Origin of the sequence: uncultured Parabacteroides sp. (assembly GCF_905196875.1) — a bacterium.
Lineage (GTDB): Bacteria > Bacteroidota > Bacteroidia > Bacteroidales > Tannerellaceae > Parabacteroides.
The window spans coordinates 55208-68764 of sequence record NZ_CAJJWO010000025.1 but is presented as its reverse complement, the minus strand read 5'-3'; the positions used below and the strand labels follow the sequence as shown (position 1 = coordinate 68764).

General features: G+C 43.0%; 14 protein-coding genes. 7 read left to right on the top strand and 7 right to left on the bottom strand.

Annotated elements, in window-relative coordinates; all coding sequences use genetic code 11:
- The first annotated feature begins 338 nt into the window (after positions 1–338).
- A complete protein-coding gene (locus QZ076_RS10555) occupies positions 339–1334 on the top strand; it encodes a DUF4837 family protein (protein WP_293713188.1) in 996 nt (331 codons plus the stop codon).
- A gap of 55 nt (positions 1335–1389) precedes the next feature.
- Here the strand turns inward: QZ076_RS10555 and QZ076_RS10550 are convergent, their stop codons facing one another.
- Complete coding sequence (locus QZ076_RS10550) at positions 1390–2787, bottom strand: rRNA cytosine-C5-methyltransferase (protein WP_293713186.1); 1398 nt, start codon at positions 2785–2787, stop codon at positions 1390–1392.
- Between the two features lie 52 nt (positions 2788–2839).
- Here QZ076_RS10550 and QZ076_RS10545 point away from each other — a divergent pair, with 52 nt between their 5' ends.
- Both QZ076_RS10545 and QZ076_RS10540 read left to right on the top strand, forming a co-directional pair.
- Entirely contained in the window at positions 2840–3544 is a 705-nt protein-coding gene (locus QZ076_RS10545; RefSeq protein ID WP_293713184.1) for an SAM-dependent methyltransferase, read from the top strand.
- A 6-nt stretch (positions 3545–3550) separates the two neighbouring features.
- Complete coding sequence (locus tag QZ076_RS10540; RefSeq protein ID WP_293713182.1) at positions 3551–4126, top strand: acyltransferase; 576 nt, start codon at positions 3551–3553, stop codon at positions 4124–4126.
- A gap of 160 nt (positions 4127–4286) precedes the next feature.
- Here the strand turns inward: QZ076_RS10540 and QZ076_RS21995 are convergent, their stop codons facing one another.
- From QZ076_RS21995 to QZ076_RS10530, 3 genes are all read right to left on the bottom strand, one after another.
- Entirely contained in the window at positions 4287–4520 is a 234-nt protein-coding gene (locus tag QZ076_RS21995; protein WP_365325342.1) for a DUF6722 family protein, read from the bottom strand.
- A gap of 115 nt (positions 4521–4635) precedes the next feature.
- Positions 4636–5475, bottom strand: a complete 840-nt coding sequence (gene nadC, locus QZ076_RS10535) for a carboxylating nicotinate-nucleotide diphosphorylase (protein ID WP_293713180.1) — start codon at positions 5473–5475, stop codon at positions 4636–4638.
- Positions 5476–5478: 3 nt separating this feature from the next.
- Entirely contained in the window at positions 5479–5850 is a 372-nt protein-coding gene (locus tag QZ076_RS10530) for a DUF4783 domain-containing protein (RefSeq protein WP_087880576.1), read from the bottom strand.
- Positions 5851–5939: 89 nt separating this feature from the next.
- Between QZ076_RS10530 and rlmH the strand changes: the two genes are divergently transcribed.
- Positions 5940–6413, top strand: coding sequence for a 23S rRNA (pseudouridine(1915)-N(3))-methyltransferase RlmH (rlmH, locus tag QZ076_RS10525; protein ID WP_293713178.1), 474 nt, complete (start codon positions 5940–5942; stop codon positions 6411–6413).
- Positions 6414–6496: 83 nt separating this feature from the next.
- Here the strand turns inward: rlmH and aroC are convergent, their stop codons facing one another.
- Both aroC and QZ076_RS10515 read right to left on the bottom strand, forming a co-directional pair.
- Positions 6497–7570 carry a chorismate synthase gene (gene aroC / locus QZ076_RS10520; RefSeq protein WP_293713176.1) on the bottom strand — a complete coding sequence of 358 codons (1074 nt, stop codon included), beginning with the start codon at positions 7568–7570 and terminating at the stop codon, positions 6497–6499.
- Positions 7571–7679: 109 nt separating this feature from the next.
- A complete protein-coding gene (locus tag QZ076_RS10515) occupies positions 7680–8258 on the bottom strand; it encodes an FKBP-type peptidyl-prolyl cis-trans isomerase (protein ID WP_293713174.1) in 579 nt (192 codons plus the stop codon).
- A gap of 328 nt (positions 8259–8586) precedes the next feature.
- On the opposite strand from QZ076_RS10515, the gene QZ076_RS10510 reads away from it, so the two are divergent.
- Positions 8587–10332, top strand: coding sequence for an LTA synthase family protein (locus tag QZ076_RS10510; RefSeq protein ID WP_293713172.1), 1746 nt, complete (start codon positions 8587–8589; stop codon positions 10330–10332).
- Between the two features lie 53 nt (positions 10333–10385).
- Here the strand turns inward: QZ076_RS10510 and QZ076_RS10505 are convergent, their stop codons facing one another.
- The gene (locus tag QZ076_RS10505; protein ID WP_293713170.1) at positions 10386–11561 is read right to left on the bottom strand and encodes a PatB family C-S lyase; all 1176 of its coding nucleotides are present in this window, start codon (positions 11559–11561) and stop codon (positions 10386–10388) included.
- Between the two features lie 122 nt (positions 11562–11683).
- On the opposite strand from QZ076_RS10505, the gene QZ076_RS10500 reads away from it, so the two are divergent.
- Together QZ076_RS10500 and QZ076_RS10495 are read left to right on the top strand one after the other, a co-directional pair.
- Complete coding sequence (locus QZ076_RS10500) at positions 11684–12241, top strand: RNA polymerase sigma-70 factor (RefSeq protein WP_293713169.1); 558 nt, start codon at positions 11684–11686, stop codon at positions 12239–12241.
- Positions 12242–12412: 171 nt separating this feature from the next.
- Positions 12413–13408 (top strand): FecR family protein, encoded by a 996-nt coding sequence (locus QZ076_RS10495; RefSeq protein ID WP_293713167.1) that lies wholly within the window; start codon positions 12413–12415, stop codon positions 13406–13408.
- The last annotated feature ends 149 nt before the right edge of the window (positions 13409–13557 follow it).

Sequence of the window (13557 nt, the reverse complement as noted above, 5' to 3'; positions counted from 1 at the left end):
GCCGGAGCTATTTCAAATGGGTGCCGAGCCATTTTATTTAGCTGCCGACCCATTCTGAAAAAGCTGCCGACCATTTGTCGGGTTTCCTTATATCCTCTTCGCAAAACGCCCATACCAACAACACAACATTCAAAACTGGCAATATTAGCGTTTTTCCACCTCTCTCTTTGTCTTGACAATGAGGTTTTTTTAGGCTGGTTGAGTTGCTATTTTGTTTATATATAGATTGTTAGTGATATTTGTCTTTGTCCGGTGCGATTCTTTCTTCGTTTTCTTTTTCTCCTTTACCTTTGCCGGTGTTAATAATTCTCTTTGAAGTAAAACAAACAGATAATGCTATGCGAACACAACATCTATTTACTCTCTGCTTATCGGGACTGCTGACTCTGGTAGGCTGTAATTCGTCCATCGTGGAGAAACGGGCAACAGGTTTGCCTTATGAAGTCCTTGTTGTCATGACGAAAGAGGTCGGAAACAGCGAGGTCGGTGATATGGTAAAAGAACAACTTAACTCTCCGGTTGCCGGACTTCCTCAAAATGAACCATCCATGCGGGTTACTTTTGTTCCGACAGAAACGTTTAACGATCTGCTCATGTATGTCCGCAATATCCTTATTGTCGATATCGATCCAACCCAATATACCGCAGTGTCGTTGAACGGAGAGAAAGATAAGTGGGCGAAAAATCAGGAAGTGATAAAGCTTTGCGCCCCGTCGGATCAGGATCTGGTTACTTATCTTACCCTTCACGACTCCGATATTGTCAACCATTTTTGCCGTATCGAGAAAGACCGGCGGATCGCTATTCTGAAGGAACATTATAGCCGGTTGGCCATGGATAAAGCGCAGGAGAAATTCGGTATCCGGATCAATGCGCCGGAAGATATGACCTATTATAAAGATACAACTGATTTTTTGTGGGTTTCGAACAATGCCAATACCGGCCGTGTTGACCTGATCGTTTATTCTTTTCCTTATACAGACGAGCATACGTTTACGCAAGATTACCTGGTAGCCAAACGCGATTCCGTTCTGAAACACAACCTGCCCGGGGCTTTCCCAAATTCATATATGGCAACCGAAACGCGTGTCGAACTGAGTTATGAACCGATCATTCAAAATGAAAAATACCGTGGCGTGCTGCGCGGACTGTGGAAGATGGTGGGCGATAAGATGGGCGGTCCGTTTGTCAGTCATGCCTTTCTGGATACGCGGAAACAGCGTGTGATTGTAACCGAGGGGCTGGTGTATGCTCCGGAAACAACCAAACGCAATTATATACGCAGGATAGAAGCTGCCCTTCATACAGCCCGTTTTGACACTCTGCCGGAATAACCGCCTTTGCCCGATCACGCAAAGATGGTTTGCCTGGTCGGGCAACACTCGTTTGTTAATTTCGGATAGGGGTTGGCAGCAACAATACCTGCTCAGGGATGTATCCGCTACGGATACGCCATTCCTGGGGATAGAGGTTATTAGCCCGGTTGCCCAGATGCTTGACAAATCCCAGTGGAAAGCCGTTGTAACAAACCAATACATATCCTTTCTGCGTCTCTTCGGGCAAGAGCAAGACCTCTTTTTTCAGGTACTTGACAGCATCTTCCCAACTGATCTCGACGGAGGTGAAGGCTTCCCGGTTCAACGATGTACTTAATGCCAGCGAATGGGCAGGCAGGATGTCTTTTCCTTTCAGCTCGCCGATGCGTATCCCGGCTGTGACGATCCGGAGTTGAGCGGCAATCAGTTGCCAGGTTTCATAATGAACCGATGGAATGGCCTGGATGGTGTCGTTAATCAGTTCGAAGCGGAACTTGTCTGCTCCCTCTATCCATTTGCTTACCAGGGAAGGGATGGCTGGCGAGGCTTTCCCTTTTTCTTTCTTGTTTTTATTTTTAGGACGGATCTCATTCGTTTCACCAGGGGCTTTGCGCAAGGCGGCAAGGAAGAAACCTTCCCCTTTGGTCTTATGCGGGAAGAAGCGGTAGACCGGATGATCGTAACGTAGTGCGCTTGTGATCAGCCATTCTTCTTTAATAGGAATGGTCAGGGCTTCAGCTCCCAGTTCTTCCAATATATAATGTATGTTGTCCTCGTCTTCTTCTGTATTGTAGGTGCAGGTGCTGTATATCAATAGACCACCCGGTTTAAGCGCGTTCCATATATCATGGATGATACGCCGCTGGCGGGAAGCACAAAGGTTCACGTTAGCCACGCTCCACTCGCCGGTGCTGTCGGTGTCTTTGCGGAACATGCCTTCGCCGGAACAGGGTACATCGGTGACGATCACGTCAAACAGGTGGGTGAGGCGGCCAATCTCCTCGGGATCGTTATTCGTCACGATATTGTTCGGATTACCCCATTTGGTGATATTCTCGGCCAGGATATTGCTGCGGCTGCGTATCACTTCGTTACTGACCAGCAGGCTGCCTTCGGGCAAGGTGCTTAGCAGATGGGTGGATTTCCCGCCCGGCGCGGCACAGAGGTCAAGGCATTTGACCGGCTCGGTGACGAAGGTGCGTATGGCTTGTTCCAGAAACATGGAGGAGGCCTCCTGCACGTAATAAGCTCCGGCATGGAACAGCGGGTCGAAAGTGAACGACAAGCGTTCGGGTAAATAATATCCTGTTTCGCTCCAGGCTACCCGTGAAGTCTCCGGTGCTTTCGTCCCTTTCTTTGGGTTGATACGGATACTTACGGGAACATCTGCCTGCAATGCGGCTTCCAGTTTCTCATATTCGTCGCCTAATAAGGCACGGGTACGTGTGATAAAATCGATAGGAAGTGCCATCTTATTCTGTTTGTTTGGTGCAAAAGTACTAACTTTGCAGAAAACTAACAGTATGCAAGCATCGCTTTTCCTTATACCGGTTACATTGGGGGAGACTGAACATCGTCGGGTTCTTCCTGAATATAACCGTGAGATCATCCTTCAGATAAAATATTTTATTGTAGAAAATATACGTACTGCCCGTCGTTTCCTGAAAAAGACGGAGCCGTCTATCGTTATCGACGACCTGACTTTTTATGAACTCAATAAGCACACCTCACCGGAAGACGTAGCCGGTTATCTGGCTCCGTTGGCGAAGGGTGAACACGTTGGCGTTATCTCTGAAGCAGGATGTCCGGCAGTGGCTGATCCGGGGGCGGATGTCGTGGCTATTGCCCAGCGTAAGAACTATCCGGTCGTGCCGTTGGTGGGGCCGTCTTCCATCCTGATGTCGGTGATGGCTTCCGGTTTCAACGGACAGAGCTTTGCCTTTCATGGCTATCTGCCTATCGACGCATCGGAACGTACCAATACGATCAAGAAACTGGAAGGGCGTATTTATTCGGAAAACCAGACGCAGCTTTTTATCGAGACGCCTTACCGCAACAATAAGCTGGCTGAGGAGCTGATCCGCACCTGCCGTCCTTCAACGAAGTTGTGTATTGCATCGGATATCACCTGCGAAGATGAGTATATCCATACCCGTCCCGTAAAGGATTGGGCAGGAAAAGTGCCCGATCTGAGTAAGAAACCGACTATTTTCTTAATCTATAAATAATCTCTTATGGCAACTTATCAGGCACACGAAACAGCCGTTATCGACCCCGGTTGTACGATTGGCAACGATACCCGTATCTGGCACTTCTCCCATATCATGTCGGGTTGTACGATTGGTGAACGGTGTAATATCGGACAGAACGTGGTGATATCACCGGAAGTCGTTCTGGGTAATAATGTAAAGGTGCAGAACAACGTTTCTGTTTATACGGGTGTGACTTGTGAGGATGATGTTTTCCTGGGGCCTAGTTGTGTGTTTACAAATGTAATCAATCCCCGGAGTGCCGTTTGCCGTAAAAACGAATATATGCAAACGCATGTCGGTAGGGGAGCTACGATTGGCGCGAATGCCACGATTGTTTGCGGACATAATATCGGAGCGTATGCCATGATCGGTGCCGGAGCGGTGGTTACTAAAGAGATTTTGCCTTATGCTCTGGTGGTAGGCAATCCTTCCAAACAGATCGGTTGGGTGAGCGAGTATGGTCATCGGCTGCATTTTGATGGGGAAGGTTTTGCTGTTTGCCCGGAAAGCGGTGAGAGATACCGGTTGAAGGATGATGAAGTTACTCGTATTGGGTAAAAATAAAAAAGGCGGAACCATCCGCCTTTTAGTATATCTTAGTTAATGTAAGTCGTTATTTCTCATTCAACCATCTTTGCCCTCCTGGTGTCAAAAGCCAGATAAAGAATGCAACTGATATAACGATGCATGTTATGCATAAATAAAGAAATCCCATAATTTACTCCTTTCCTTTTAAAAATAGTAATAAACTTAGGCTGATGAAACCTATAATTGCGAATAATCCTACTACAAAGATAATAGTTTTATCAATATTAAAGTTTAATATATTCGTTAAAAGAACTCCGCCGAATATCAACTTAGTAAGATCACTAATATATTTGCTGGCTTCTAAATAAACGGCCTTTTTGGTTTTCCTGCTTATTCGTGTTAGAAATTTAAGTTTATCGGGCATTTTACGCCCATGAACTGCCGTAACATTCTTCATAGTTTATAGTTGTTTTGTTAATACTGTGGCAAATATAGAAAAAGAAAGGCGAATAGTCAAACTATCCGCCTTGTAAATATTCTTAGCAAGCCTTCAAACTCATATCGAGACTCTTAACCGAGTGGGTAAGTGCTCCAACAGAGATAAAGTCGACACCGCATTCTGCATAGTCACGCAGTGTATCGAATGTGATACCGCCGGATGACTCTGTCTCGAAGCGTCCGCCGATCATTTCGACTGCCTTCTTTGTATCTTCAATATTGAAGTTATCGAGCATGATACGGTCGATACCGCCCACATTCATGGCTTCTTGCAGTTCGTCGAAGTTACGTACTTCGATCTCTATCTTCAGGTTCTTGCCTTTTTCTTTCAGATAGTTCTGTGCACGGGTAATAGCCTGTTCGATGCCACCGGCAAAGTCTACGTGATTATCTTTCAACAGGATCATATCGAAAAGCCCGATACGGTGATTAACGCCGCCGCCGATCTTTACAGCATCTTTTTCCATCATACGCATACCCGGTGTTGTTTTGCGGGTATCCAATACGCGGGTTTTGGTGCCTTCCAATGCTTTAACATATTTACGGGTAGTCGTAGCGATACCGCTCATACGCTGCATAACGTTCAGCATCAGACGCTCTGTCTGCAATAGAGACTGTACTTTTCCCTCTACAGTAAAAGCGATGTCACCTTTCTTTACTTCTGCACCGTCATTAATAAAGATAGTCATTTTTAGTTCCGGGTCGAAGTCGTGGAAGATACGTTTTGCCATCTCTACGCCGGCCAGAACACCATCTTCTTTAATGATAAGCTGGCTCTTTCCCATGGCTGTTTCGGGAATGCAGCATAAAGTTGTATGATCGCCGTCGCCGATATCTTCGGCAAACGATAATTTAATTAAGTCGTCAATTAACTGATCCATTTGTTATTCTATTCTGATTGATTGTATAATCGCTTTGTCGCCGTCGGCACGGTAAGTGATGTTCACACGATATTCGCCAGAGGCTGTCGGAAGTTTTCCGACAAAGAAGCCGGCATCTTTTTTATCTGCGTGATGAACTACGGAAAAACCTGTAGGTTTATTGCTGCCAAAGAACGTAGAAAGCATCTTAACAGCTTCGCTTCCATTACATTTCTTGGAAGAGCCGGGCAAGGCTATGTCTACTTCCTGGTCCATCGCTCCTGTCAGTGAAGAGGCATTTCCTCCTTTGAAGGCATTTGATATAGGAGTAATATCGGCCGCCATGACGCTCAAAAATGAGAGTATCAATGCCAATGTAAGTAATAATCGTTTCATAAGCTATCTCCTCTTTTTATGAGTTTTCTGATGCAAAGGTATGTATTTTTCCTGTAAATTAGCGCCTTCAATACTAATAATGTAAACGAATGAAAATTGCACTGGTCGTAATAGGTAAAACGGATGCCGGTTATTTTGTAGAGGCAATCAATGAATATAAGAACCGTTTAGTCCATTACATTCCATTTGAAATGGAGGTTATTCCGGATATAAAGAACGTAAAGAATTTGTCGGAGTCACAGCAAAAAGAGAGGGAGGGAGAACTGATTTTAAAGGCGTTGCAGGCCGGCGATCAGTTGGTTTTGCTGGATGATAAGGGTAAAGAGTTTACTTCGATGCAATTCTCTGCTTATATTGAAAGGAAGATGCATACGGTTTCGAAGCGCCTGGTCTTCGTTGTCGGCGGCCCTTATGGATTTAGCGAGGCTGTTTATAAAGCTGCTTCAGAAAAGATCTCATTAAGCAAAATGACTTTCTCGCATCAGATGATCCGCTTAATCTTTGTGGAACAGGTTTACCGGGCAATGACGATCTTGAATAATGAACCTTATCATCATGAATGAATAATATGTCGATGTGATAATGTGCCAATATGCCAATAGAGATAAAAATATTTCTGTAATTGGCATATTGTCTTATTGGCACATTATTTTTGTCTTGTCTTTTGGAGTAACAGATAATCTAATATTGTCATTGCTGTCATCGATTCTACAATAGGAACGGCACGAGGCAGGACGCATGGATCATGACGTCCACGAGCTTTCAGGATAGTATCTTCACCATCCATATTAACGGTTTCCTGTTCCATAAGGATGGTTGCAACCGATTTGAATGCAACACGGAAATAAATATCCTGGCCGTTGGAAATACCCCCCTGTATACCACCTGAATTATTAGTACGGGTATTTATGTGTCCGTTGTCGTTAAAGAAACGGTCGTTACGCTCGGAACCGCGGTAAAAAGCTGCATTAAATCCATCACCATATTCGAACCCTTTAACTGCATTGATTGTTAGCATGGCGTGTCCTAAAGCAGCATGCAACTTACCAAATACAGGTTCTCCCAACCCGACAGGCGTACCTTTTACCACGCAGGTAATTACACCGCCGATCGTGTCGCCTTTCGACTTCACTTCTGCAATCAGCTTTTCCATTTCGGCGGCTTTCTCCGGATCGGGACATCTTACTGCATTTTCTTCTGTCAGATTCAGGTCATAATCTTTGTAAGTACCATCCAGTTTGATAGGACCGACCTGTGAGGTGAATGCCTGTATATTTATGCCTGTCTGGCGTAGTGCAAGCTTGGCGATTGCACCGGCAACACATCGGGCTATCGTTTCACGAGCCGACGAACGTCCACCACCTTTAGGGTCGCGGATACCATACTTCATCTGATAAGTATAGTCTGCATGTGAAGGACGATAAACCGTTTTCATATTGTCGTAATCAGACGAATGCTGGTTCTTATTCCAGATAATGAATCCGATCGGTGTACCGGTAGTCTTTCCTTCATAAACTCCGGATAGGAATTGTACTTCGTCATCTTCCTTACGGGGGGTTGTAATCCTTGACTGGCCAGGTTTACGACGGTTCAACTCTTGCTGGATAAAGTCTGTGTCCAACTCGATGCCAGCCGGACATCCATCGATAACACCTCCGATACCCGGACCATGTGACTCGCCGAACGAGGTTAATCTGTATATATTTCCGAATGTATTCATATTAATAAATGAAATGTGGAGATTAAAAAATGAGTCTGAAAATGAAAAATGAGGAATGCAGAATCTCTATTAATTCTTCATTCCCCATTCTGCATCTTTCATTTATTTATTAGTGGCAGCTACCACATCCGCAACCACCTTCGTGATCGTGGTCACCGCAATCGCTTCCGCAGTCATCGCATCCGCAACCGCATCCACCGGCCGGAGCTGATAATGCTGCAATTTCTTCTGCTGTCGGTTCGTGAACATCGATAACTTCACCGCTGAAGTGTAAAGTTTCACCAGCCAACGGATGGTTGAAGTCCATAACGACTACATCGTCTTTTACTTCAAGGATAGAGCCGTTCAGGCGGTTACCGTTTGAGTCCATCATAGGAACAGTATTACCTTCTTTGATGACTTCCGAGTCAAATTTACCTTCAACTTCAAAAATGTTTTTCGGCAGATCCAATACATGATCTTCCACATATTCTCCGTATGCGTCGGCAGGAGCGATAGAGAAGTCGAACTTGTCACCTACTTCAAGACCTTTCAAAGCATCTTCGAAAGCAGGAAGCATGGCGCCTGTTCCAAAGATGAATTTTAAGGGAGCTTCTGCAACTGCTTTTTCCATCAACTCGCGCTCTTCACCTTCTCCTACGTTCAGGTCGTATGTAACCGCAACGAACTTATTTGCTGTAATTTTCATTTTTAATTGTATTTGTAATAAATAAAACGAGACAAATTTACGTATAATTTCCGAGTTAATCAGGTTATTATTTTAAAAATAAAGATATGTAATGTTTTAATCTGTAATATATAGCTATCTTTGCAGCCGGAATAAAAGAATCAATGAATTCAGATTTGTATAGCGAATAAGTAGTGTTTGTCGATAAGTTATAAAGTGATAGTTACACATGTGGTTTTCTAAATTGAAAGACTTTTTCTTTCCATATTGTAAGGAAAGAAGGAAGTTGATAAGTTTGTTTTTCTTTTTATTGGTACTGAAGTTTATGTGGTTTAATTTGCTTTGGTGCATGTTATCTACGTTCACTCCTTTCTCAAAGGTTGAAACATATCTTGATACTATATTGGTTTCCTTATTTTTATTATTACCGTTAGTCTGTTTCCGTACAATGAAGGTGACATTGGTTATCTTTGTATTGATGGATTGCTTGTTCATTTCCAATCTGATGTATTTCCGGACTTATTTTACAGCAATACCGTTAGACAGTTATCTGTTAGCTGCAAATCTGACTGATTTCTCTAGTAGTGTGTTCGATTCGTTACGGATAGCAGATGTGTTTTTTCCTCTTTCTACATTGATTGCCGGAATCTTATGGTGGCGAAATTATCGGAAAAAGGAAGATATTCTGCCTGTTAACGAGGGTAAAGCGTCTTTTGCATTTGTACGTTATGTTTGCCTGATATTATTAGTGGCTTTATTTCCGACTATTAAACTTTGGAGTCAAAATGGTTTTAAGGCTGCCTACGAGAGATTGCAGGATGCTTACCTGCATACATGTAATATACCGATGTATACGATATTCGGTTCCCTTTATTATGATTATTCATGCGATAATATCACATACACTCCGGAAATAAAAAATCGTATCGACTCCTGGTTAACCAGGAGAACGGATTATAAATCCGTTCTCCCCAAAGTTTATACAAGGGAGAATTGTATTATAATCTTAGCCGAATCTCTCGAAAGTTGGGTGTTGAATAAAACTGTTGAAGGACAGGAGATCACTCCAAATCTGAACCGTATATTAAAGGATTCATCTGTAATCTATGCACCTCATGTCTTATCGCAGGTAAAAGGCGGACGTTCTATCGATGCTCAATTATTGGTCAATACAGGGCTTTTACCCATTAACTCCGGTCCTTATAGCATAAAATTTCCCGAATCGTATTACCCTTCATTAGCGAAAGCTTTTAAACAGAAGCACAAGGATAGTGAAGCCTATAGTCTGACGGTTGATAAGCCGATGGTTTGGAACCAGTGTGTGATCACACCGGCTATGGGATACGACAGTTTGGTTTCGAAAAACAGTTTTGCCAAAGAAGAGCCGGTAGGTTCCCGTGGGCAGGTGGGAGATCGTGCTTTCTTACGTCAATGTTTGAAGAAAATGCAAAATAATGAAGTTTGGAATGAGTCGGGTAATACGTTTTTGCAATGCATTACTTATTCCGGTCATAACCCTTTCCTTTTGCCTGACTCTCTGAAAAAGGTCTTTTTTTCTCCTGAAGTCCCTGAGATTCTTAATAACTATATGACCATGGCGAACTATACCGACCGGGCGCTTGGGGAATTTATAGCGCAACTCCGTGCAGACAGACGTTTTGATAATACCTTGATTATGATTATGGGAGATCACGAAGCGTTAGGAACTGTGAGGAAGGAACTTTGCAATGATCCGGTAGGGAGGCAGATTGTGTCGGACAAGTCATTTGTTCCCCTGATAATTCTAAATGCTCCCTTCAATTTATATCATGGAAAAGTGATGGGGCAGATCGATGTATATCCCACTTTGCTGGATTTGTTGGGCTTGAATGACTATTGGTGGAAAGGTCTGGGAGAAAGTATACTGGATCCTCACAGAGCGAATTTTGAGATCGATCCGCAACTGAATATCGTGGGAGATACTGCCGGAGTTCCCGAAGAAGATATCGATGCAGCAAAAAAAGCCTGGGAAATATCTGATATGATTATCCGGTACGATTATCTGGAACATATACATAATCAGGATAAAAAAGCAGGAATAGCAGCTGTTAAGTAAGAAAAGAAAGTGCGTCAAAAGTGTAGATATCTTTGGCGCACTTTCTTTTATGTTTATTTCTTGTCAATAGCTTTTTTCAACGCGTTTAATGCCGTATCCAGAACAGAACGCGGACAGCCGACATTCAATCGCATATAACCTTCCCCGCCGGGACCGAACATGCTTCCGTCATTTAACAATAAACCGGCTTTTTCCTGAAATAGCTTGACCAGTTCTTCCTGGCTTAATTTCAGATCACGGCAATCCAGCCAGACGAGGAATGATGCTTGTGGTGGGTATACTTTGATCTTCGGTAGTTTCGCTTTGAAGAATTCGTCGACGAAACGGACATTTTCCATTATATACATCCGCATTTGTTGCAACCATTCAGCGCCATAGGTATAAGCTGCCTCCGTTGCTGTATAAGCAAAGATCGTACCGTCTCCTAGCTCCCCGGCTTCCAGAAATTCATAGAATTCCTTTCTTATTTTTTCGTCCGGGACGATGGAATAGGATGTTACGATACCGGCTATATTGAATGTTTTGCTTGGAGCCATGAAAGTTATGCTACAGGAAGCTGCAGCTTCCGATACCGTAGCAAACGGGTGATGACTGAATTGCGGGTAAGCCATTTCTGCATGTATCTCATCCGAGATAACCAGAATACGATGCTTTGCACAGATCTCTGCCAGCTTGACCAATGTGTCTTTCTTCCAAACAATACCTCCCGGATTATGCGGATTACAAAGGATCAATACTTTACATCGTTCATCGATAACAGATTCGAGGTGCTCGAAATCCATTTCGTAGACGCCATCAATCAGTCTTAACGGATTATTGACGACTTCCCGTTTCATACTTTCAGGAACGATACGGAAAGGGTGATATACAGGAGGTTGTATGATCACTTTATCGCCAGGTTTGGTGAAGCACTGGATCACAAAGCCGATTCCTTTCACGATTCCCGGAATATAGCTGAGCCATTCCCGTTTGATCTTCCATTTTTGTTTATAGTCTACCCACTCGATAATACTTTGATAGTAAGAGTCTGATCCGAATGTATAGCCGAATATTTCGTGTTCGCAACGCTTTTTTATTGCATTGACAATAAAGTCCGGTGTCCGGAAATCCATATCGGCAACCCATAGAGGAGTCAGGTTCTCATTGCCGTACCGCTCTTTGATCGCATCGTATTTGACGCAATTGGTTCCGCGGCGTTCAATAACTTCGTCAAAGTTGTATTGTTTCATTTTATCTTAGTTCAGTCTGTTTTTCTTAGTTTGTCGATTGATTGGGGTCAAAGATACAAATTATTTTATCTGAATCTTTTTATTTTGATAATTCTGATATTTTTCGCTACTTCGCGTTAGTTATGGAATTACCAGAGGAACAACATATCTTGAAGGAGATCGCAAAAGGAAATATAAAAGCTTTCGAACAGCTTTTTTTCTGCTACCAACCTAGGTTGGTGTACTTCCTTGTCGGCCTGACGCACGACAAGGAAGTCAGTCGCGATATGGCCCAGGACTTGTTTTTGTCCTTGTGGAAAGATCGGGAAAAACTGAAAGATGTCCGTTCTTTTTCCTCTTACCTCTTTCAGATGGCACGTTTTACCGTTTATGATTATTTTGACCGTCTGGCAGTTTCAGAAAAGTATACCAATGAGTTTTTGCTGGAAACTTCCGTTTCCCAGTCGGAAGAAGAGGCTTTGTTCGCCCATGAATTACAAACGATAATCAACCATGTAGTCGAACAAATGTCCCCCCAGCGGAAATTGATCTACCAAATGAGCCGTGAGCAGGGTTTATCTAATGATGAGATTGCATCCCGCTTGAACATCAGTAAGCGAACAGTCGAGAATCATCTGACGGCTGCACTGGCAATTCTTCGTAAGGTACTTTATCTTTTCTTTTTAATTTATTTAAAATGAAAACTGTTTCATAGTAGTGAAACAAGTGTTTCTCCTAAGTGGAACAACTGTTTCATAGTAGTGAAACAAATGTTTCATCCACAGGAAACAACTGAAACTTTTAAAAAAAACTTCAATTGGATTGTGTGTATCCGTCTGGTTAACCTACACCTTTATAAAGACGGATATTGTATGGAAGAAAACAACAAGACAAAACAACTCATGCGGCTATACTTCGGGAAACATTTTTCCCGATATGGACGTATCTTGTTTGGACGTTGGTTGAAGGCGGACGATGTAAAAAAAGAGAAGGAAGAAGTGTTACAGGAGTTGTGGGAGGAATCGCATCCGGAAGTGACGGCTTCGACCTATCGTGACTGGGAAATCTTGCAAGGGCGTCTTTTCGAAGTTCCAGCCCGGGAGCGTTCGATACCATTATATCGCCACTGGTTGAAATACGCGGCTGTTATTGTCTTACTGATTATGACCGCCGGAATAACATACTGGGCAACCGACAATTTTAAACCTGCCCGTCATGTAGAAATGGCACAACTATTTGTACCCTATGGAGAAAGTGAACAAGTGGTATTACCTGATGGGTCGAAGGTTTGGGTTGATGCAGGTACGTTACTGGTTTATCCGAAAGATTTTACCGATACCGATACACGTACGGTTTATCTGACCGGACAAGCTTCATTCTTTGTCCGAAAGAATCCGGAACAACCGTTTATCGTAAAGACAGCCTGCCTGGATGTCCAGGCGTTAGGCACTGTGTTTACTGTAGAGGCTTATCCGAATGATTCCTGTTCCATGGCTACATTAGAAGAGGGTAGTGTGTTGGTGTCAGTAAGGGATGAAAACATTCAGCCAACCGTACTAAAACCTGACCAGCAATTAGTCTATTCGCATTCGGAACATACAGTGATGATTCATTCTATCGATGCTTCTTTATACAATATGGAAAGAAATGGTTATCTGATATTTGAAAATACATCATTCAACCGTTTGATGGCTTCTCTGGAACGTAAATTTAATGTGACGATCCATTATAATTCCCAGAAGTTTGCAGGAGAGTATTATAATGTCAAATTTTCACCTGATGAGAAATTAGAAGATGTGTTGAAAATCTTGCAGCAATTGGTGGGTATTCATTATAAAATAAAGGGAAATGTAGTCTTTATTAACTAAAATATAGGAGGAAACAGATATGAACAAAAGAAAACCGGAAAGACAGAAAGTGCGAAAATCCCTCTTTCCGGAATTCGAAATCGAATCTTGAACATCATTGGATTGACGATATGGATCGTCAGGTTTTATTAATATTCAATTTTTCAAAC